The sequence below is a fragment of the Brakhagea slesvicensis genome, assembly GCF_052161625.1.
Classification (GTDB): Bacteria; Planctomycetota; Planctomycetia; order Pirellulales; family Pirellulaceae; genus JBKCUI01.
In genome coordinates, this window is record NZ_CP197412.1 from 3,850,088 (window position 1) to 3,872,891 (window position 22,804).

15 protein-coding genes are annotated in these 22,804 nt (G+C 55.0%); 6 read left to right on the forward strand and 9 right to left on the reverse strand.

All coding sequences use genetic code 11. The features are described 5' to 3' along the window. Positions 1–146: 146 nt before the first annotated feature. From SH467x_RS14640 to SH467x_RS14650, 3 genes are read right to left on the reverse strand one after another with little or no spacing between them, the layout of a single operon-like run. Positions 147–1,085 carry a rhomboid family intramembrane serine protease gene (locus SH467x_RS14640; protein WP_482367852.1) on the reverse strand — a complete coding sequence of 313 codons (939 nt, stop codon included), beginning with the start codon at positions 1,083–1,085 and terminating at the stop codon, positions 147–149. Positions 1,086–1,092: 7 nt separating this feature from the next. Next, a complete protein-coding gene (locus SH467x_RS14645) occupies positions 1,093–1,947 on the reverse strand; it encodes a hypothetical protein (RefSeq protein WP_482367853.1) in 855 nt (284 codons plus the stop codon). Continuing rightward, positions 1,937–2,146: a hypothetical protein gene (locus SH467x_RS14650; protein WP_482367854.1), complete on the reverse strand. Its 210-nt coding sequence runs from the start codon at positions 2,144–2,146 to the stop codon at positions 1,937–1,939. The genes SH467x_RS14645 and SH467x_RS14650 overlap by 11 nt, the downstream gene beginning before the upstream one ends. Here SH467x_RS14650 and SH467x_RS14655 point away from each other — a divergent pair. Genes SH467x_RS14655 through SH467x_RS14670 form a run of 4 tightly spaced genes read left to right on the forward strand, consistent with a single transcriptional unit; the run spans position 2,145 to position 6,443 of the window. Further along, the gene (locus SH467x_RS14655) at positions 2,145–2,711 is read left to right on the forward strand and encodes a DUF2760 domain-containing protein (protein ID WP_482367855.1); all 567 of its coding nucleotides are present in this window, start codon (positions 2,145–2,147) and stop codon (positions 2,709–2,711) included. The two genes, SH467x_RS14650 and SH467x_RS14655, sit on opposite strands and share 2 nt — an antisense overlap. A 26-nt stretch (positions 2,712–2,737) precedes the next feature. Continuing rightward, entirely contained in the window at positions 2,738–3,760 is a 1,023-nt protein-coding gene (locus tag SH467x_RS14660; RefSeq protein ID WP_482367856.1) for a hypothetical protein, read from the forward strand. Between the two features lie 19 nt (positions 3,761–3,779). Beyond that, complete coding sequence (gene gluQRS, locus SH467x_RS14665) at positions 3,780–4,904, forward strand: tRNA glutamyl-Q(34) synthetase GluQRS (RefSeq protein ID WP_482367857.1); 1,125 nt, start codon at positions 3,780–3,782, stop codon at positions 4,902–4,904. Positions 4,905–4,931: 27 nt separating this feature from the next. After that, positions 4,932–6,443 (forward strand): helix-turn-helix domain-containing protein, encoded by a 1,512-nt coding sequence (locus SH467x_RS14670; RefSeq protein WP_482367858.1) that lies wholly within the window; start codon positions 4,932–4,934, stop codon positions 6,441–6,443. Between the two features lie 68 nt (positions 6,444–6,511). On the opposite strand, the gene SH467x_RS14675 is transcribed toward SH467x_RS14670, so the two are convergent. Then, complete coding sequence (locus tag SH467x_RS14675; RefSeq protein ID WP_482367859.1) at positions 6,512–7,879, reverse strand: tRNA modification GTPase; 1,368 nt, start codon at positions 7,877–7,879, stop codon at positions 6,512–6,514. Positions 7,880–7,983: 104 nt separating this feature from the next. On the opposite strand from SH467x_RS14675, the gene SH467x_RS14680 reads away from it, so the two are divergent. Then, positions 7,984–9,342, forward strand: a complete 1,359-nt coding sequence (locus SH467x_RS14680) for a homoserine dehydrogenase (protein WP_482367860.1) — start codon at positions 7,984–7,986, stop codon at positions 9,340–9,342. A 43-nt stretch (positions 9,343–9,385) separates the two neighbouring features. After that, positions 9,386–10,603, forward strand: coding sequence for a cofactor-independent phosphoglycerate mutase (locus tag SH467x_RS14685; RefSeq protein ID WP_482367861.1), 1,218 nt, complete (start codon positions 9,386–9,388; stop codon positions 10,601–10,603). A 39-nt stretch (positions 10,604–10,642) separates the two neighbouring features. On the opposite strand, the gene SH467x_RS14690 is transcribed toward SH467x_RS14685, so the two are convergent. The 5 genes from SH467x_RS14690 to SH467x_RS14710 all read right to left on the reverse strand — a co-directional run bounded on the left by SH467x_RS14690 (position 10,643) and on the right by SH467x_RS14710 (position 22,749). After that, the gene (locus tag SH467x_RS14690) at positions 10,643–11,362 is read right to left on the reverse strand and encodes a hypothetical protein (RefSeq protein WP_482367862.1); all 720 of its coding nucleotides are present in this window, start codon (positions 11,360–11,362) and stop codon (positions 10,643–10,645) included. Between the two features lie 11 nt (positions 11,363–11,373). Next, the gene (gene dnaE / locus SH467x_RS14695; RefSeq protein ID WP_482367863.1) at positions 11,374–14,955 is read right to left on the reverse strand and encodes a DNA polymerase III subunit alpha; all 3,582 of its coding nucleotides are present in this window, start codon (positions 14,953–14,955) and stop codon (positions 11,374–11,376) included. A 61-nt stretch (positions 14,956–15,016) separates the two neighbouring features. Next, complete coding sequence (locus tag SH467x_RS14700) at positions 15,017–15,475, reverse strand: hypothetical protein (protein WP_482367864.1); 459 nt, start codon at positions 15,473–15,475, stop codon at positions 15,017–15,019. 90 nt (positions 15,476–15,565) lie between these two features. Next, positions 15,566–21,619, reverse strand: coding sequence for an excinuclease ABC subunit UvrA (gene uvrA, locus SH467x_RS14705; protein ID WP_482367865.1), 6,054 nt, complete (start codon positions 21,617–21,619; stop codon positions 15,566–15,568). A gap of 59 nt (positions 21,620–21,678) precedes the next feature. After that, a complete protein-coding gene (locus SH467x_RS14710) occupies positions 21,679–22,749 on the reverse strand; it encodes an NAD(P)/FAD-dependent oxidoreductase (RefSeq protein ID WP_482367866.1) in 1,071 nt (356 codons plus the stop codon). Positions 22,750–22,804: the final 55 nt, after the last annotated feature.

Below are 22,804 nucleotides of genomic sequence, written 5' to 3' on the forward strand. Positions count from 1 at the left end.
CACAACGAATCGACTCAAGTCCCCGGGCTGCTCCGATTGTATGGCGGAGCGGACCGTTTAATTTAAGTCATTTGTAGGGGTCAGGACCAGGAGTGAATGGAATAAATTACCAAAAGGGGGTGGGACTTTAACGGTCGCGCTGGAGTTTAGCGGCTCCAAAAAAGTCCGAGAAGAGCTCCGGTCGCCAACCCACCTAGGTGGGCCATGTTGGCCATCCCCAACCCACCTTGGCTTAGGAAGCCCGCCAGCAAAAGCATGCCTGTGAGCACATAGGCATCGGGTGGGAAGAAAAAGCCGCAATCGGGTCGGAGCTGAGACTTCACCGCCAAATAACCGAATAGCCCGAGAACGACTCCTGAGATTCCAACGAAATTGGGAGTCCCCCAGAACTGGGGGGGCATCAATCCTTGCAGCAAATGCGCGCCGATCGCGGACAGGAGAAGAATGATCGAGTACTTTCCGATCCCTTCGACCCGTTCGGTCAAACGGCCTAGAGAAGCGAGCGAAATCATGTTGAGCAACAAGTGCAATGTTCCACCGTGCAAGAAGGCGGGAGTGATGACACGCCAGATTTCTCCTTGCTTCAGAGAGTATGCGGGATCGCGCGTTTCGACGAACTTCGCGTAGTCGACGAACTTCAGTTCCTTCATCGCGATTGCACCGAGCCTGTTCCCATCGCTCACATACCCGAACTCCGTGATCAACCCCAAGACGACGCAGAGGATGATCAATGCCAATGTCAGAGGTGGCATCTTCCCTCCAACACCCGCTGGTCGGGTGTATTTCACCTTTTGAATGTTCTTCTCGCGTTGCTTTTGTTGGTCGCGCTCCTTCTGAACGATCGCTCTCGCTTCGACAACCGCGGTTCGGTAGCGATCATGATTGGGCTCCGCGAGAAAGGACTGCAGCTCTCGATTCGCCTCAGGAATCCGGTCTTCCTCGCGGATCCAAATGGACCAACTGGGATCGGTCGTTCCCGGTCGCGGGGATTCGTTCTCGACGTGCGTGGAAATTCCTTTGGTGAGCAGATAAGCGACAAAAGCCTCCGCTTGGGGTTTCGAATCGATGTCCGTTAAATGTCTCATGCGTTGATCAAGCGATTGGGCGGAGTTGTTGAATGGGAACGTAGTATTTCACGTAGTGGCGACCGTCGCTAAAGCGCTTCCCGCGGCTATCTTCTACCAGAATAGTGGCTCGACGAGTAATCCTATTGACCATGCCGACCAATGTTTTTCCTTCATGTCGAAATGCAACGCGCTGGCCGGTGCGGATATTGAATTCCTTGGCCGCTCGCTCCTGCTGCGTGATCAACTCATGGCGATGCTCGGTGTGGGCGAATAAGTTCTTTGCGATCGACTGAAACCGTCCTGCGGCGCAATCGCTTTGAATCCAAACCAACATCTCGCAAAGATGGATCAACTCGTGCTCGACAACCCGTTGCATGGCAGTCAGACGATCCTGGCATTCGAACCCACAAACCCGAATCGTATCTCCGGGGACACGAAACGATTGGAACAAGAGGGAAGTCGACAAGGCGATTTCGTAATGGGTTCGGCCCGGAGTGCCTGCAACCGGCGGAAACGTTGTCCGTGTCGTCTTTCCACCCGCTCGGGTCATTCGGGAACTCAATCGAAAGGAAAGACCATACGATTCCGCCAATGGCAACGCGATCCCTCCCAAGAACGATTCATCGTACAACCAGGCCATCGCTTCGAGATCGGTGCGTGAGACGGCCTGAAAATTACGGGTCTTCATCACCTTGGATCGGGATAAGATTCGGTCTGCGATCCACTTCTGACGCTCCGAACGATCCCGCCACATGTGAGGGGCTCGGTACAACATCTCCCCCAACTGCTTCTGCATCGCGATCCGCTGCGATGTCGACAAAGACATGGCTGCAGGAGCCGACTGCCGCGCTGCGTTCGAAAGCCTTTGCTCATCGCCCATCTTCGATGACCCGTTCGGTTTGGCCGGTTTCCTCATGTCCTTTGAATCTTCCTCGCTGCGCCCCGTCGCACGGGAAGTATACCGCAGGAGATGCTGTCGGTGCAGCATCGAAACGCCTGCCCGACAGAAAAGGCTTGCGGTATACTCTCTCGCTCGATTTCGCGTTCGTACCCCCTTTTTCCTCCTGAGCGAGTCTCATGCGAATCCTACTCGCGTTCCGTGCTTTCTTTGCCGTCCTCCTGAACAAGGAGCGAGCGGCTGCGGTCCAAAGACTTCTTTTGCCTGCCCCTGCCCAGCCCGATCAGGGGCAAACACCCTCTGCGGCGAAACGAACGGTGGAGTCGGAATCACCGAAAACGACTCCACAGAAGCCTGCTCCAATCGCGATGAAATCGTCACGAAGCGAAGCGCTCACGCTGCTAAGCACGCTCCAACGGGAGGCGAGACTGATCGATTTAATCCAGGAATCCCTCGACCAATACAGCGACGCTCAAATCGGCGCCGCGGCGCGCGATGTTTTACGAGACTCGAAAAAGTGCTTGCAGCATTCCTTCGGAATCAAACCTCTCCTCGAACAATCAGAAGGGGAAGTGGTCTCCGTCCCCGATACCCCATCTCCGATTCGCTGGCGACTGCTCGGATCGCCCAAGACGAGTGGCCGAGTGGTTCACCCAGGTTGGATCGCCACCCGATGCGACCTTCCGACTTGGTCAGGCACCCCTGACGATTCCTTGGTCCTCGCGGCGGCCGAAGTAGAAACTTGACGAGCGGATCTTCCATCAACCACTGCATGACTAGTCTGCTCCCCGCTACAAACTCGGCCGATTCCCCCTCGAACCGATATGAGATCCGAGCCGGATCCAGACTGCACTTGGGACTCGTCGAGATTCACCCGGGTGCACCAAGTTGTTATGGAGGTATTGGCTGGATGGTGTCCAATCCATCCTCCGTGCTGCGATTCGAAGTGACAGAATGCCTTATCGATGAATTACAAATCGTTGCACCTAACGACTGGCACGGTCGAGTATTGGATCTCTGCAACCGATGGTTGGCATTCCACCCCGGCAGAGCCCACCTTCCTGTCCGCCGACTCTTGTTCGACACGACGCAACGACCTCATCAAGGTCTGGGGTCTGGGACGCAATGGAGCTCCATGGTGATCCATGCCCTAACAGCCGCCGCATCGGGCGATCCGTTGCGTTGCGAGTTATCCCTCGACGACTTGGCACGACTAAGCGGACGGGGCCTTCGTTCGTATATCGGTCTGGCGGGTTACCTTTCCGGTGGAGCTATTCTGGACTCTGGCCAACCTTCTAGACGGGTCCGTTTCCTTCCTTTTCCTAGTTGGCCCGTCCTTTTGTTGCGAGATGGAAGGACCGAAGGGGAGTCCGGCGATGCCGAGAGGGAAATGTTTCAAGCCTGCTCGCAACACCCGAATCCAAATCGCGAAGCCATGCTCTCTCTGATCGAAGAGCATCTCGCGCCCGCGTTAGAGTCGAAGGACTGGGCAAGGTGGGATCGCCACATCGGCCAATATGGACAGCTGGCTGGTAAAGTTTTTGAAAAGGTGCAAGGAGGTGTTTATCGATCCCAATCGATCCAACGCATTATCGAAACAGCGAAGGGATTGGGATACCGAGGTGCCGCGCAAAGCAGTTGGGGACCCACCGTCGCGTTGGCATTGCCGGAAGGGGCGGAGGTGGAACGAATCTCCGATGAATTCCAGCGACGACTGCCCGGCGTCTCTATCACCGTGACCGAGGCTCGAAATAGCGGTTCGCACGTTTCACTATGGAACGAGACATGTTCTTAAAAGGCGGCCGATAATTCCTATGGATCCGAATCCCCAAACCATCGGTCGACTCGCACCATCTCCGACGGGTGCCCAGCATTTGGGAAATGCCCGAACCTATTTATTGGCGTGGATGCTGGCTCGATGGAACCGGGGCATGCTCTACCTGCGAATCGAAGATCTGGATACACCTCGCACCAAGACTGGTGCCGAATCTCTGTTGATCGAAGACCTGCGGTGGCTCGGGCTTACGTGGGATCGTGTGGAGCAGTCCCATTCGCTCGGAGAGATTCCGCAGACAGACTTGGCTCGGGAATCGTTTTGGGGAAAGTCCCTTCGAGAGCGGGGATACGTCCTGCAATCCGAGCGACTTGCTCGCTACCAAGCAGTTCTTGAAACGCTGCGAGAAAAAGATTGGATCTATCCATGCACCTGCACCCGCAGTGAAATCGAACAATCGGCGAGCGCGCCGCACGAACCAACGCCAGCCGACCAAGACTTGGTGTCGACACCCCTTCCCGTCGATGGGCCGGTCTACCCAGGAACCTGTTCGTATCGCAAAGCATGCGATGCGGAAAGACTCGATGCACAAGGTCTCAAGTACGCTTGGAGATTTCGATTCTCCTCCATCGAGTCGCTCCATGGTGAACATATCGAAATCGATCGTGGAACGCTTCGAATGACTTGGTCGGACGACTTCCTTGGAAAACAAAGTCTTGCACCGATCCAGGCACTGGGCGACTTTGTCGTCGCTCGCAATTACGGCCCACCTGCCTATCAGCTCGCGGTGGTGGTTGACGATCATGACATGGGGATCAACCAAGTGGTACGAGGGGCCGATTTGGTCAGCAGCACCTATCGACAGCTTGCCCTCTACCACTCGATGGGATGGAAACCGCCTCGCTGGTTTCACGCGCCACTCGTGGTTGGTCCCGACGGTAGGCGGCTCGCGAAACGGCATGGCGACACGCGGCTTTGTACCCTTCGAGACGAGGGTTATTCGAACCGCTTTATTCTGGGGCTGTTGGCAAATAGCTTGGGATGGATCGATCGCCCTGTGGAGATCGATCTCGGGGATTTGGAGTCGATGGTCAAGCAGGATCGTACATTGCTCGATAGAATCCCAAGAGAGCCCGTCCAAATCCCGCTCCCACCCCTCGCTTGAAGTTTCCACAGAACAAGGCTCCCTCGTATGTCCTCGGATGATCCGTATAAATCGATTGCGAAACGGCAAATCGCCAGGCTAATCGGTAGCTCGGACAATCCGATGTACGTTCTCGACGAGCAAGACATTCTCGTTTACGCCAATGAAGCGATGCTCGCTTGGGTAGACTCTATTCGCGGCCCAGATTCTGCACCGATGGAGTTGATTGGTCTCAATTGCCGTCTTCCTTCTCAACCTATCGCGAGTCAGGCGGAGACCGATCCGGTTCGTAACGCAGACCGGCTCGCCGACTGGATCGCACAGCTCGCTCCCCCCACGCTGTGGGATAGGAACACGATCCACTTCTCGCAGTGGGACAATGCGACGACGAAGGTGATCGTTCCTTTGGAACCAAAGCTCGACGGATTGGAGATCGCCGCGCCACCAGGAACGTTGCTAGTGCTCCTTTTTCGAGAACGGTTGTTGGATATTTACCAGCGTTTGCAAGCGGGCAGTCAGGAATGCCCATTGCCCCAGTCGACTGCAGAAGATTCGGCGCCACCCTGGCCATGGTTATCGGCCGGTCCGTCCCTGCGATCCATGCTCTTGCGACAACAATGGGAATTAGCTTGTGAGTCGGAGTCCTCAGTCATCTTGATCGGTGACGATTGTGAAGAACGGGAAGCCCTCGTATCGATGTTGGCTCGCTCACGAGCGTTGCGAAAGAGTCTGCCCTACCAGCCTGGTTCGACCATCCGTGTGGACTGCCATCTGATGGATGGTTCGCTTTTGGAAAGTGTTCTCGAAGCAGTCGATGAAGTGATTCGCTCCTTTGGCCCCAGAGCAAGTCTCTTTTTATCGAGGCTCGATGAACTTCCCGAGGAGCTCCTGCTCGCCTTGGATCGCTACCTTGCTTCGAGACCGCAGCTCGTTACCTTTGCGAGCTGCCGCAAACCTCTTCCCGAATGCCGAGGCACAACGTCGCTGTGGCTCCGACTTTGGCTACGTCTTTCCCCGCTACGCATCGAACTCCCATCGCTGCGCGAGAGGCTGGAAGACTTGGATTCCATCGTAGCAAGCTGGTTTCTAGCCAGGCAGCAATTGGCGGAGCAAGGCCTTCGGATCCGGTCCGAGAAAATCGCTCGACATCTCACGATCGCCTCTCAAGCGAAAGACGCGTTGCTCGCCTATCCATGGCCAGGAAGCTACGAGGAGTTGGCCAACGTCCTCGAATCGTCGCTCCAAAATTCAGACGGGGGAGAGATTGGCGTTCCGCACCTTCCGATTGCAATCCGGACAAGCCCCAGTCACTTTGAACGGCCCCCTGCTGTCGAACCCATCGCATTAGATGAAGTCCTCGAACAGGTTGAAAAGCAACTCATCATGCAAGCATTGGAGTATAGCAAAGGAAATCGCACCGCTGCGTCCAAACTCCTCTCCATTTCCCGCGCTCGCATGATTCGCCGATTGCAACAATGGGGGCTGATCCAAGACTCAACCTCGTCGGATGACGAGGTCGATGGCGACCTGCCCCAATTCGAAGAGATTCGCGATGATTGATGCACTGGGTTACTGGGTTACTGGGTTACTGGGTTACTGGGTTACTGGGTTACTGGGTTTCCGCGAAATCACTTGCCGATACAAAAGCGACTGAAAAGTGCGTCCAGCACATCTTCGGTGTAAACCGTCCCGGCTACCAATCCGATTTCGTCTAATGCAATGCGGATTTCGGCTGCGATGATTTCGTCGCCACATCGACTGCGGACTGCGTCGAGGGCTGCCGAGATCGCCCCCCGAGCGTTGAGCAAAGCACCTTGGCATCGCTCCACGGTCATGGGTACCGCGTCGGCTTGCTCTGTTTTTTGATCCCGTACCCATTGCAGAATCGCTTGGCATAGCACCGCAATCCCATGCCCGGTCTTCGAACTGACTTCGTATCGCGCATCAATAGGCTCCTTGCAGGGATCGCGAACCTGATCGCAGCTCCGAGCAACATCGCATTTGGTTTCGATCAGCCAGATCGGTTTGGATGCCTTCAGCACCGGTGCAGCGATCGGTTCTGGAGACGCGTCGTGTGGAGAGCAGTAAAGCAACAAGTCCGCATGCTCGATTTGCGATTGGGTGAAGGATTGTGCGATGCCGCGCGGTGAGTCATCCCTCCACTCCTCCATGCCAGCGGTATCGAGCAGATCGAATGCCACATCGGACTGTTGGATTCGGTAACGAAGGTAATCGCGGGTGGTGCCGGGGGTCGGGCTGACCATCGCTACCTCGGTACCAGCCATGGCATTGAGAAGCGAACTCTTGCCCGCGTTGGGAGGACCGATGAGGGCGATTTGCCATTCATGTTTTTGTCCCGATCGGGAGTCCATTTGAGAGAGAATTCCCTCGACACTCGCTTTGGCGTCGAGCAACCTCGATTCGATTTGCTCGGGTGAAATGAACTGGATGTCTTCGTCAACAAAGTCCAACCCGGCTTCAATGTCCGCCAGCAGATGGATCAAATTGCGGCGCGTGTCGGCCAAGGGTGCGGCCAACCCTCCCGCCAGCTGATTCAGCGCCACCTCAAGACTTCGTTGGTCGTGCGCGTGAATGACTCCGAGTACCGCTTCGCATTGCGTCAGGTCCAATCTCCCAGCAAGAAAAGCTCGGAGGGTGAACTCACCGGGTTGCGCGAGTTTGACGCCGGATAGAATCAGTTTTCGTTGTAGTTCGCTCAGCAGGACTGGTGCACCGAGCGTGTGCAATTCGGCGGAAGGTTGGCCAGTGTAACTTCTGGAGTCCGGCCAACAAAAAACCGAGACGGGGAGTCCCCCAAGCTCTCCGAGATCGATGTCCATTTCGAAGCGCTGGGCAAATGGGATATTCTCGGGCAGGGAGCCCAGAGACTTGAGCATCGCGAGCGTATCAGGACCGGTAATACGAATCGCACCTCGGAGGGCGGGGGCTTCACCGGTGGCAATAGCGCAGATGGTCGTTTCGGTATCGAATTGCATGCCCTGGGCATCCCGGTTTGCGGAACGGTAACTTTGCGAGATCGTGATCTTGGTTTACTATTGTGCCTTTTCGGATGATCACCAACAGAGGATGACGCTCTTTCATGGAGAAAACAAGGGTTGCCATAGTCGGCATGGGAACTGTCGGCACCGGGGTGGCGAAACTCCTGCTCGATCATGGGGACCGTTTGGCTCGCCACGCGGGACGCGTTCTTTGGCTGGAGAAGGCAACCGTTCGGGACCTAAAAAAGCATCGCTCCATCAACTTGCCCAAAGGGGTCCTCACCGATGACTTGAACTCGGTGCTCAACGATCCGAATATCGAGGTGGTCGCCCATTTGGTCGGAGGCATCGAACCGGCTCGCACGATCATGCTGCAGTTGCTTGACGCAGGAAAAGACGTGGTCACTGCGAATAAAGCGCTCCTGGCCGAACACGGAGAAGAACTTTTCGATCGCGCACGAGCCCTGGGTCGCACTATCGCCTTTGAGGCGAGCGTAGGGGGAGGCATCCCGATCATTGCAAACATTTCGCAGTGCTTTTCCGCCAATCAAATCCGCTCGCTCCGAGGAATCCTCAACGGTACGAGCAACTACATCATCACCCAGATGGAGGAGCAGGGGGAAGACTATGCCGACGCCGTTCGCCACGCCCAGGAACTCGGGTATGCGGAAGCAGACCCGACCATGGACGTCGACGGAAGCGATGCCGCGCAGAAGCTTGCTATTCTCGCCCACTTAGCGTTCGGTGTTCGAGTGAAGTGGAGAGAGATCCATCGTCGCGGCTTGGAAGCATTCCAGCTAGCGGACTTGCGATACGCATCCGAACTCGGGTATCGCATCAAACTGATTGCCACGGCCCACTTGCACGAGGAAACCGGCCAACTCGAACTTCATGTCTCACCCACGTTGATCCGCAAAGGGCGTCCGTTGGCGGAAGTTCGCGGGGCCTACAATGCGATCTTGGTCGTCGGCGACGCTGTAGGAGATATGTTCTTCCACGGCAAGGGGGCGGGACAAATGCCGACCGCCAGCGCGGTGGTTGCCGATATGATCGACACTGCAGCGGGCCGCACCGATATTACGTTCCGGCGATTGGAACTTTGGTCGGACCGCGAATCGAAAATCGAGCTCCTCCCTTACGAGCATTCCAAGGGCCGCTACTACATGCGGTTTCACGTCGCCGACGAGCCCGGCGTTCTTTCGCAAATCACAGGGATCTTGGGTAAACACCAAGTCTCGATCGCATCGATTATCCAGCACGAGCCGGAGGGAACAGCCGGTTCTTCGTCCGACGAATCGCGGGATACCCAAGAAGGCTCGGTCTTGACGGTCCCTCTGGTGATCATGACCCACCAAGCGACCGAATCGGCGGCCATGGCGGCCAACACCGAAATCCGTAAATTAGCTTCCGTGCGCGACGAAGCCGTTTATCTTCGTGTTTCCGAAGGGGACAAAGCATGACGCGAACAGGACCTTTTCACCTCCAATCAGAAACGACACGACTATGAAGTGGGTTATCATCATTCCGGACGGCTGCGCGGATTTCCCTGTCGAGTCGATCGGCGGAAAGACACCGTTGCAAGCGGCGAAGACCCCGAACATGGACCGCATCGCACAGCAAGGCATCGTGGGCCGTTCGGATAACGTCCCGCGCGTCTTCACGCCTGGCAGCGAAGTCGCGAACATGACTCTCTTCGGCTACAACCCCCACGAGTTCTTCACCGGCCGCGCTCCCATTGAGGCCGCCGCGCAAGGCATCCAGTTGGGGCCCTATGACTGGGCGATCCGATGCAATCTGGTCACCGTTGAAAACCAGATCATGGTTGACTTCACCGCAGATCACATTTCCAGCGAAGAAGCAGCCGAAATGCTCCGGACAGCCCAAGAGAAACTGGGTAGCCCACATTTGGAATTCGTCCCCGGCGTGAGCTACAGAAACCTCTTGATCTACCGTGGTCAGTCTCCCTCCGACGTTCCATTTTCCTCGGACACCCGAACGACCGCTCCCCATGATCTGACCGACGAGTCGATCGAAAACGACTTCCCCAAAGGACCTGGATGCGAACTCCTTTGCCGCCTCATGGAAGAAAGCCAAGCGATTTTCCAAGACCATCCAGTCAATCAAAAACGAGTCGCAGCCGGCAAACATCCCGCCACCAACCTTTGGCTCTGGGGCCTGGGAAAGACTCCGCAGCTTCCCTCCTTTGAATCCCTTCACGGCTGCTGCGGTGCCATGATCACCGCAGTCGACCTTCTTCGAGGACTAGCGGCCTTGATCGGATGGGATCGAATCGAAGTCGTCGGGGCAACCGGCTATCTCGATACCAACTATTCCGGCAAAGGACAGGCTGCGATCGAAGCGTTGAAGACGCATGATATTGTCTGCGTCCACGTCGAAGCGACCGATGAAGCCAGCCACGAAGGACGCGTGGACGAAAAGATCAAGGCGCTCGAAGCGATCGATCATCACGTTGTCGGACCTGTTTTCGATGCTTTGGAAAAGATGGGCGATTACCGCATTCTCGTCATGCCCGATCACCCGACTCCCGTCAGCACGAAAAAGCATTCGCACGGCTGGGTCCCCTTCGCCACGTGTGGTAAAGGTATCCAAGCGGATGGATCGAAGAGCTACGATGAAGTCGCTGCGGGAGAATCGAACGTCGAATATCCAGAAGGCTGGAAGCTGATTCCAAACTGGATGCAAGCCAAATTTCCAGGCTAATCCATACGATTCCCACCGGCGGAAAATGACGATTGCCCGTTAGCCCCGAATGATCTTTGCTCGCTTCGCTTCCAACTCAGCGAGGCGAGCATTCAGGCTGCCAATTTCTTCGTCGATCTGTTGCAGGCTTGCCTCGGTGGATTGGCCCTCCATCACCCCAGCTCGAACGCAATCGATGCGTTCAGCTGGATGCAATCGATGCATCACAGGAATCGCCGTTGTCATCGCGGCAACGAAAATCGACAGCACCGCGATCGCTTGCACCTCCAAAAAAAACGATTCAGGGGCGAAGATCATCATCGCGATGAGAGATGCCAGCGCGATAATGCCTCCTCTGGCGACGAATTGCAACCACTGAAATCGACCCGCCAGTCTCGCGAGCGACAGGAGAACGATATGGCCGCAAGCGATCGCAAAAACCACCACCGCCGTGTTCGTTTTCCACAAGCCGAGGACGAACTGATCCGACCATATGAGTACCAGACTGAGGAAGGTAGCGAAAATCGATAATCCTACCCCGAGGATTGCTACCCATTTGACGAATAAATCTTGAGCAAATTGCGACTCTCTACTCAGTGCGGGGCTGCATGCAAGCCCTCCCAAACTCCCGCCGGCAATGACCAACGTCGAAAATAGAATCCGGGTCTCGAGAAGGCTAAATCGGCCGATCAAAACGATGACAATCCCGAAGCACGCTGCCAAAAAGATGGAAACGATAAGCGAGACGAGAAACGGTTTTTTCAACGACGCAAGAAACATGCACGAAGTCCTTACGTTGCAGATCGACGGAATTGGTTTTGGCCTCCACCGCTCTTCATCTTGGGTTTGGTCGCTAGCAGCTTATGGCTCGGTGTTCCTAAGAGATCGTCCAGACGTGCTCGCAGTTCGGAGTCGATCGCAACTCGATGTTTGGCCGCCTTGATGTGCACGGTTTCACCGGATAGCAATCGCAATGCGAACATGACATCCCGCTGACCAGGATAGCCTCGTAGGATCTCGCGAATCTTCGTCATCAATTCAAGGTCGTGCCGCGATTGATCGAAGAGAATATGGATCCCTGTCGTGAACTTTGTGTCCGCTTCGGCGATGGGAATGAGTTCATTGACGATGAAGTTGACTTCGTCGCCTTCCCCTCGCTTGTCTACCGTTCCGCGCGCCAATACAACCGCATCGTGTTGGATCAATTCGCCGTATTGCTCAAAGTCGCTTGGCCAACAGATTCCTCGCACGTAGCCATCCATGTCCTCTAAATCGAAATTGGCGTACTTCGAGGACTGCCCTGGCTTTGGATTCTTGATGAATGCCATCTTGATCGAAGAAATCATCCCTCCCATCAACACCTCGTCGCGATGCTTCGTATTCTTGATCGTGGATGACGTGTGTGAACAAAAGGCTTGGAGGGTTGTCGCATATTCCGAAAGAGGATGGGCCGTCAGGTAATACCCGAGGACCTCTTTCTCCATCGCCAGTTTCTCACGCTCCGGGAACTCAGGAACATCCGGCAAAACCACTTTGACCTCTTCGGTGACCGCTGCGACATCGTCGAAGAGGCTCATTTGACCGCTCTTCTTGTCCTTCAGCTTCGATGCGCCACCCTGGAGCGCTTTCTCGATCACGGCCATTAACTGCGCCCGCCTTGCTCCGAAACAATCCATGGCACCGGCTTTGATCAACGACTCAATCGTGGACTTGCCACAAGCGGCTGCATCGACCCGTTCGCAGAACTCGAAGATGTTTTTAAAGGGGCCGTTCTTCTTTCGTTCGGTGGCAATCGCATCGGCAGCAGAACTGCCACATCCTTTGATCGCCGAAAGACCGAAGTGAATCTTGTTATCGGCGACGCTAAAATCTGCTAAGCAAGTATTGACGCTGGGGGCCTCCACAGGGATCCCCATGCGTTGACAATCTTCGATGTGCTCAACCAAGCCATCTTTTCGTTTGAAGTTCCGGTTAGGAATGTCACCCGTCAACAACGCAGCCATGAACTCCACTTTGTAGTGGGTCTTCAAGTAGGCTGTTTGGTAGGCGACGAGCGCGTACGCGGTCGAGTGGCTCTTATTGAAGCCGTATCCCGCGAACTTGAGAATCATGTTCCAGAAGTCTTCTGCTTCCTTGCGCGTAAGACCTTTCTCAAGACATCCCGCCAAAAACTTTTCTGCATTCGCAGCGATCAATTCTTCCTTTTTCTTGCTGATCGCTTTAATACATGTGTAGGCTTTAGCGAGCTCGATTCCTCCCAATCGGTTCAGAATCCGCATGACCTGCTCTTGGTAAACCATCACACCGTTGGTCTCTTCCAAGATCTCTTGGAGAACGGGATGGATGTAGGTCGCCAGCTTCTTTTTTAGCTTCACAGCGACATATTCATCGACCATCCCCCCTTCGAGAGGGCCAGGGCGATAGAGCGCATTGGTCGCGATGATATCGTGGAAACGGTCAGGCTTCATTCGCTGCAGCAAATCGCGAATCCCTCCTGACTCCAACTGAAAGACTCCTTTCGTTTCTCCTCGCTTGAGCAACTCGAAGGTCTCTTTGTCGTCGAGCGGGAAATCGAGCGGATCGATTCGAAACCCGCGAGTCTGCTCAATGATGTCGACCGACTTGGAAAGGATGGTCAAGTTGCGGAGGCCCAGAAAGTCCATCTTGAGCAATCCGGCCGCCTCCACATCCCCCATCGACCACTGGGTGATAATGTCCTCTTTGCCCGACACTCGCATGAGGGGAACGTACTCGGTAAGCGGTTTGTCCGCAATCACCACCGCCGCGGCGTGCGTGCCGATATTCCGAGCCATCCCTTCGATCTTCATCGCATAATCGAGCAACTCGCGGACGTCGGAATCGCTTTCGTAGAGCTTCTTGAGATCTTCGCTCTCATCGATGGCGCTCTGAATCGAGATCTTGGGGTCGTCCGGTACCAACTCGCTGACTTGAGCGACGCGATTCAACGGCAATCCGAGCGTTCGCCCAACGTCTTTGATTGCCCCTCGCGCCTTCAAAGTTCCGAACGTTCCGATCTGAGCTACGTTCGATTCGCCGTACTTTTCTTTCACATATCGAATGATTTCGCCCCGTCGTTCTTGGCAGAAATCAATGTCGATATCAGGTGCCTCCAGTCGGCTCTCGTCCAAGAACCGTTCGAACAGCAAGTCATACCGGACGGGACAAACGTGGGACAAGTAAAGCGCATAACACACCAATGCACCGACCCCAGATCCCCGAGCTGTTGCGGGTACGTCGATTTCACGTGCGTAACGGACAAAGTCCCAAACGATCAAAAAGTAATTCGAGAAACCAAGCTTTCGAATCACTCCCAGCTCGCGATCCAATCTCTCTTGGACTACCGTGGCCAATTCGCTATCGACGAGCATATCCGGACTCTTCGCATACCGCGCCTTGAGTCCGTTGATACACAACTCCCGCAAATAGTCGTCGGCGGTAATTTCCGGGTTGGGCAATCGGTAGGTCGGAAAGTTTCGTTTGCCCAATTCCAAATCAATGTCGACCGAATTGGCGATCTCTTGCGATCGAGCGACCGCGTCGGCGTGACCGGGAAAGTGTTGATACATTTCCTCCGGGGAACGGAGATAGAACTGATCTCCCTCCATCTGCATGCGATTGGTATCGGTGCGGAATTTGCCCGTCGCAATGCAAAGCAATACGTCTTGCACTTCGGCGTCTTCCTTGTCGACATAGTGGGCGTCGCTGGTGGCGACCAACGGAATACCGACTCGATTCGCCACATCGATCGCCCCCGCCATCTGCTGCCGCTGGATCTCGAGATTGTTGTTCATAATCTCGATGAAGAAGCGATCTTGAAAGACCTTTGAAAACCATTCGGTCACATGGGTCGCGTCGCGAATTGCCGCGTCGGTGTCTTGCCCTCGAAGAATCGCGCGCGAGAATTCGCTGGAAACGCAACCGCTGAGGCAGATGATCCCTTCGCTGTACTTCGCCAGGATCTCCTTGTCGATTCGGGGTTTGAAATAGAATCCTTCCAAACTGGCTGCTGAGGCGAGTCGGATCAAATTCTTAAAGCCGGTTCGGTTCTGCGCCAACAGCGTCAAATGGTAGGCGGCTTCTTTCGACGAGGAAGCGTCCCGCTCGAATCGACTGCCCGGCGCCACATACGCCTCATACCCCAGAATGGGATTGATGCCCAAATCGCGCGCTTTCTTGTAGAACTCAAGAGATCCGTGCAAGTTTCCGTGATCGGTGAGGGCCAACGCAGTCATTCCATGCGATTTGGCCCTCTTGAGTAGCTTCCCAATCGGGCTTGCACCATCGAGCAGACTGTAATGGCTGTGGCAATGCAAGTGAACAAAAGGACGCTGGGCAGGGGTGCTGGATTCCATTCGGTCGCCACGGTTACGTCAAGAAGGTCTGGAACTCGGAACTCAATCCATCACGGGCCGACTACTGGATCGGCTCACTCGCTGAACCGGTATCGGTCGCTGCGGAATTGTCGACAAATTCGACCCCATCAAATCCCGCTCCCAGAATTGTCTTTTCAATATTGGCTCGATCCAATTCCCCGCGATACGAAATGGTGATCACCGAATTGTCGATCAGCCCCTCGGTATTCTTTTGCGGTGCCAGCGTAACATCGACCACGCCCTCTCGCTTTTTGAGAACGCCCTGGATTCCGTTGAAGCAACCTTCGACGCAACTCATCGTGTCGATTTTAACCGAAACAGTTTTTACCGCTGCAATGGGCGCCGATGGGGTCGGCATTTCGACGTCGGGCGCGACGATCTCGCTTAAATCGGGCGCTCCCTCGATTGTCCTATCCCCTTTGGAATCGCAACCGACCATGGCAGCGGCGAGGCACATCCACGATAGCAACGAAAGCTTGGTCACCATTTGCATTTTCACTGATTCGATCCTTGAAGAAAGGGATTCAACAATACTTCACTCAGTTATATCTCGTGGGGGAGCGAAGACCAAACGGAATTGGCTAGCATGTCATCGCGGTTTACTCGGCGAACGGGAAGACTTTTTCGCTTCCTCCCAAAACGCTCGCAACGCTTCCGCCGTATAACTGCGGTGCCCCGTCGGTTTGGCGGTGGATGGAGCCTCGGACTCCGACATCCCTTTGCGTCCCCTTGTCTTCTTTTCGGAAACTTGCAAAGCGATCTCCTTCCCTTTGCCGAAGTTTCGACCCGATGCGTATTCGATCATTTTTTCCGGGGTACCCGCGAAGACGAGCTCGCCTCCTTGCTCGCCTGCTTCAGGGCCGAGGTCGATGATCCAGTCGGCGCATTGGATGATATCGAGGTTGTGCTCGATCACCACGACTGTGTTCCCGCTATCTACCAATGCTTGCAAGACATGAAGTAGTTTCTGGATGTCATTGAAGTGCAATCCGGTCGTAGGTTCATCGAGAAGATAAATGGTCCTCCCATTGTTGGGGCGGCAAAGCTCGGCCGCCAACTTGACGCGCTGGGCCTCGCCACCGCTCAAGGTCGGGGCGCTTTGCCCCAATGCGAGATAATCAAGTCCGACATCGCAAAGAGTTGAAAGCATTTCATGGATCTTTGGTATCTCGCTCATCAAGTCTCGCGCCTCTCCGATCGACATGTTGAGCACATCGTCGATCGAATGCCCCTTGAATTTGACCTCAAGGACTTCGGAGGTATACCTCCTACCATTGCAAGCGTCACATGAAATCCAAACATCAGGCAAGAAGTGCATCTGAATACAAACTTGCCCCATTCCCTCGCACTTCTCGCATCGTCCGCCCGAAACATTGAAGCTGAAATGCCCGGCAGTCAGCCCCCTCGTTTTCGCCTCCGGCAAGCGCTGAAATAGCTGCCGAATATGATCAAAAACTCCCGTATATGTGGCTGGATTGCTCGAAGGAGATGCCCCCAGTGGCGACTGATCCACCTTGAGCACCTTCTTAAAATGAAGGTGCCCCCGGATTTCACGAAAGGGGCCGGGCACACCATCTGTAGCATATAAAAATCGGGCCAAGGCGGGATACAGAATCCCATTGATGAGACTGCTCTTGCCACTTCCGCTCGGACCGGTCACCGCTGTGAAGCAACCGACTGGCATCGAGACATCGATCCCCTTGAGGGAGTTCGCTTCCGCTCCTTTCACCGTGAGCCAGCCGTGCGGTGTCCTGGCAATATCCGTCCAATCGTGGTTGGATACCGGGATCGTATCGTCAAGGGAAACACGACGGGTTGCAGGGGGCTCGATCCTCATTTTGCCACTGAGGAACGGTCCGGTAACCGAGTTCTTCGACCGCGCGATCTGTCCGGGAGTGCCTTGCGCCACGACCTGACCTCCGAGCGGCCCCGAAGCCGGCCCAAAGTCTCGCAACTGATCGCTCTGGGCAATCACTTCGCGGTCATGTTCGACAACCACCAATGTATTCCCCAAGTCTCGCAACGACTTCATCGCCCGAATCAATCGATCGTTATCACGGGGGTGCAACCCGATGGTCGGTTCATCCAACACATAGAGAACACCGCTCAATCCTGCTCCAAGTTGACTGGCCAAACGTATGCGTTGCGCCTCGCCTCCGCTCAAGGTATTGGCCGACCGATCTAACGTCAGATACTCCAACCCCACATCGCACAAAAACTGCAATCGATGTTGAATTTCGCGCAGCAGTTCACCGGCGATCTTTTGCTCGCGTTTCGAAAGCTTCCAACTTCGCACCAGCTCATTCAACGATCCAATCGGCAGCTTCACAATATCTGCGATCGTACAATCACGATACCGAGCGTGGGCCGCCTCGGCACAAACCCTTGCACCGCCACAATCGACGCATGGACCGTCGGTAAGGAACGGTGCCAATGCGTATCGCTCGCGTGTATTCGAATTAGCGGCTGATTCGACGGCCGCGTAGACTCCTCGATACGCAAACGTCAGGTAGACCTTCGAATCCGGTGCCGCATGCGGATCAACCGCGGCTGCTAAATCCCCTTTCGTGACAACAATTTGACGATTCGAAAGGCCCTTGAGGAGCATCGCGCGTTGTCCAGTTGTCAACTGCTGGATCGGTCGATCCAAAGGCAATCCGGTCTCTCGCCCCAATGCGTACAACATGGCTCGGGAGAGGGGGGATTGCAGATCCGGCCAGACGGGCAAGCCGCCTTCCAACAAACTTTTTTCGGATTCGAATGCGGCATTGGGATCGATCCCTCGCATCGTTCCGATTCCATTGCAGGCCTCGCACCACCCGACTTGAGAATTGAAAGAGAATCGATGGGGTGTCAGGGGCTGAAACGAGATTCCGCAGGCGTGGCAAGCCAGTTGCAACGAAAACGTTTTGATTTCCCAATGAATTTCAGACCTGGCGTCATCGACCATGGCGATCTGTAAAATCCCATTGCCCATCGTAAGGGCCGTATCGACACTGTCTCGCAGACTCTTTGGATCGAGCCGATCCCACTGCAAACGATCGACGACCAGCTGGAATTCATTTCGCGACTGATACTGCAGCGCGGGTATATCATCGAGCGGATAGACTCGACCGTTGATCCGCATCCTCACGAAGCCTTGCTGACGCAGTGAAGTGAGAAAGCTGGCGATGTCGGTGTTCGCATGCGGAGCAACCGGAGCGAGCAGTAGAGCACGCCCGCTCCCTCGTGCGGCTGCTAAGTCTCGGATGCGATCAAGGATTTGATCGCTGGTCTGGCTGCTTACCGGTGCATCGCATTGCGTGCAATGCATCTGAGCGAGTCGGGCGAATAACACCCGAACGTAGTCGTAAATCTCCGTAACAGTCCCGACCGTGCTGCGCGGTGTATGCGATAGATTCCTCTGCTCAATAGCTACAGAGGGACTCAAACCATCGACCCGAGCTACCTTCGCTTTGGGCATTTGACCGACGAACTGCCGCACATAAGGGCTCAAACTCTCCACAAACCGACGCTGCCCTTCCGCATACAACGTATCCATCGCCATCGACGTCTTACCGCTGCCGCTCTGTCCACAGAAGACAGTCATCTTGTTGCGAGGGATGGTCAAGTCGACGCACTTTAAATTGTGATGCTCCGCACCCACAACATGAATGTCTTGCATCGCAGGTGCAGCGGTTTGTTCCTTTTTGATTTTGGTTTTCGCTGTCGCTTTCTTTTTCTTCGAGGTTTTTCGGTGCGACTCGAAGTACCGTGCGAGGGCCTTGCCGGTGTGGGATTCCTTGCACTGCGCCACTTCCTCGGGTGTCCCGGCACAGACGACCAAACCACCAGCCTCACCCCCCTCGGGTCCCAGATCAATCACCCAGTCGGCGGCCTGAATCAAATCGAGATTGTGTTCGACGACGATCACCGTATTTCCCAATTCCACCAGGGATTGCAGTACGCCGAGGAGCAAATCGATGTCATAGAAGTGCAGGCCCGTCGTCGGTTCATCGAGCACGTACACCGTTTTACCTGTCGATCGACGACTCAGCTCCCTCGAGAGTTTGATGCGTTGCGCTTCGCCCCCAGATAGGGTTGGTGACGGTTGCCCCAGTTTGAGGTAATCCAATCCGACTCCGTGCAACGTCTCCAGTTTGCTCGCGATCTTTGGAAACTCGCTGAAGTGCTCCAAGGCTTGTTGGACATCGAGCTCCAAACAATCGGCGATCGATTTTCCCTTGTACTCTACCTGGAGCGTTGCTCGGTCATATCGCTTGCCTTCGCACACGGCGCATGGAACCCACAGGTCGGCCAGGAACTCCATATCCAGCCGTACCGCACCGTGCCCTTCACAGGCCGAACAGCGGCCTTGCTCGGTATTGAAACTAAACGTACCGGAATCGAATCCTCGCCGTTTGGCTTCCGGCAATTCGGCAAATAGCGAACGAATCTCGTCAAAGACTTTGACATAGGTGGCTGGATTGCTGCGAGGAGTCCGACCGATGGGACTTTGATCGATATCGATGACTTTGTCGATATGCTCGATCCCTTTGATCTCGCGATGTTTTCCTGCCTCCTCCACACCTCGTTGAAAAACACCTCGAATGGCGGGCGACAAGATCTCGGTAATCAAGGAACTCTTGCCGCTTCCGCTTACGCCGGTGACGGCGATGAAGCAACCGAGAGGAATATCGACATCGATTTTCTTCAGATTGTGATGTTCCGCCCCGAGGATCTTGAGTTTCTTCCCATTCCCTCGCCGTCGCGACTCGGGAGTGCGAATGCGTCGAGTTCGACTCAGAAAACCACCGGTAAGGCTCTCTTCGTTTGAAATAATATCGTCGAGCGTCCCCGACGCGATCAACTTCCCACCACGAACACCAGGGCCTGGTCCAAAATCGACGATGGTATCCGCGATACGCATGGTGTCTTCATCGTGCTCGACCACGATCAGCGTGTTCCCAAGATCTCTCAATCGTTGGAGCGAGGCGAGCAATCGATCGTTGTCTCTGGGATGGAGCCCGATGCTCGGTTCATCCAACACGTACAAAACCCCTACCAGCCCCGACCCGATCTGGCTAGCTAGACGGATGCGCTGCGATTCCCCCCCAGAAAGCGTGGGAGCCGTTCGATCGAGCGAAAGATACCCGAGCCCTACGTCGATCAAAAATCGAAGCCGAGCGCGAATCTCCTTCACTGCCTCCTCTCCAATTTGCCATTGAAGAGGGCTTAATTCCAATCCATCAAAAAACGCACTGCAACGGTCGATCGAGAGACGAGAAACGCCTCCGATCGAAAACCAAGGGACGTTTTGGAAGCCTTTCGCATTGGTCTTCAGTCGAATCGATCTCGCTTGGGCATTCAAACGCGAACCGTCGCATGCCGCGCACCTGCCAATCCGCATACAGCGTTCGTGATTCGCGCGAACAAATGGATTCGAAGTCGCGCGATACGTATCGCGCAATTCAGGCACGATTCCACGGAAGTCCTGTCCGTGCAGCGCTTTCCCTTTCACGCGTACCGACAAGCCTTCATAGCCGTAGAGCAACGCATGTTGTTCCACCTCGGAAAGTTTCGACCAAGGAGTGGTGAGGAGACTTCCCACCTCTAGACCTATCCCTCCTTCGATCGAGGCGCAGTACATGGAAAGGGATCGCCGATACCATCGCGTCATCTCGCTCTGCTTGCCGATCAACGGAATCGCACCGTTCTTTATCGACTTGTCCGGCAACTGGACCAATAGCTCGGGATCATAACGAAAAGATTCCCCTAAGCCCTCGCATTCTTGGCAAGCCCCCTGCGGAGAATTGAAACTCAATAGCTGCGGGGAGGGGGGAGGATAGGATTTGCCACATGAAGCGCAGGCGTAGCTCGTCGAAAAGACAACATCCTCTTCGGGGTTGTATGCGGCCGTATCGTCCTCGCCGGGAACCATCGGAGCGAGCAACAGCGTCCCTTCGCCGAAGCGGAGGGCGGTATCCACCGCTTCGGCAATCCGTTGCCGACTGCTGGACTCGATCGCAATTCGGTCTACCACCAATTCGATATGGTGTTTGATCTGCCTTTCGAGAGCAGGGGGATCGGACAGCAGATAAACGCGATGGTCGATTCGGGCTCGATTGAAGCCTTGTTTTCGCAAGTCTTCGAAGAGGTCCCGATGCTCTCCTTTTTGCCCTCGAACGATCGGGGCTAGAAACAGATAGGGAGTCGAACGATCGAGCCCCATGATCTTCTCGACCATTTGATCGCGTGTCTGCGATGAAATCTGGATTTGGCAGTCGGGGCAAAAACCCGTACCAACTCGAGCAAAGAGAACGCGAAGAAAGTCGTGAATCTCAGTGATCGTGCCGACCGTCGAACGAGGATTGTTCCCGGTCGACTTTTGGCTGATCGAAATGGATGGGCTTAAACCAGATAGATAGTCAACATCCGGCTTCGGGATCTGGCCTACGAACTGCCGAGCGTAGGTCGATAGACTTTCCAAATAACGTCGCTGCCCCTCCGCATAAAGCGTGTCGAATGCGAGCGAACTCTTTCCGCTTCCCGACACGCCGGTAAAGCATATAAGCTGGTTCCTAGCAAGCGTCAGATCTACGTTTTTAAGGTTGTGTTCGCGAGCACCACGAACGACGATCGGCAGATCACGTGTCGTTGCCAAGTTCCTTATGCCTCATGAAAAGCGTTTTGGTCATCCAACACACACCGGGGCGTTGTCTCCTAGTGGATTCCCGCCGCCCCCAAATATCGTTCCGCGTCCAACGCTGCCATACAACCCGTTCCCGCAGATGTAATCGCTTGACGGTAATAGTCGTCGGCCACGTCTCCGGCTGCAAAAACACCTGGAACGCTCGTCACGGTTCGATAAGCTTCCGTCCAACGGATATAACCGCTGGCATGGGTCTCCACCTGCCCACCCAAGAACTTCGTGTTCGGCGTATGACCGATCGCCAAAAAAAGACCGGCCGCTTCGATGTCGCGAGTCGATCCATCTTCGACATTCTTCAATCGCACGCCGGTGACACCCACACGATCATCCGACTCGTTACCGAGTACTTCCTCGACGACCGAGAACTTCACAAGATCGATCTTCGGATTGGACAACGCTCGGTCCTGCATAATCTTGGAAGCCCGCATCTCGCCTCGGCGGAGAATCATGTAAACCTTCGACGCATACTTGGTCAAATAGCTGGCCTCTTCCACGGCGGAGTCACCACCGCCGACGACAACCAGTGGCTTGTTGCGAAAACGAGGAAGTGCTCCATCGCAGACCGCGCAAGCGCTCACACCCCGGTTCTTGTATTTGCTTTCGCTCGGCAGGCCCAAGTAGTTGGCACTGGCCCCCGTCGCAATGATCACGGTGTGCGTTTCAAAACTTCCATTCTCCGACGTCTGTAGCTTGAGCGGCTTTCCACTGAAGTCGACCGATGTAACGTCATCGGTGATAACTCTTGTTCCGAAGTTCGTTGCCTGCTGGCGCATGAGCTCCATTAACTCCGGTCCGGTGACCGCGTGAGGATGTTCTTCGACCGGAGGGAGCATGTATTTTCGGTCATCCGAAATGGCCGATTCCAGAAACTCCTTGAGCTTGCCCGACGGGAAACCTGCGTAGTTTTCCACTTCGGTCGTTTGGGCTAATTGCCCCATCGGGTAACGGCCGTTGATCCGATTGTCTTCAGTCATCGCCCCTTCGAAAAGAAGAGGCTTCAGATTGGCACGGGCGGCGTAAATCGCAGCAGACCATCCCGCGGGGCCGCTTCCGATGATAATGCAATTTTCAACGTTGCTCATACTAGCTATCCAATGTCCGGAAGAATCGAATCAAGAATTAATCGTCGTGGATTTG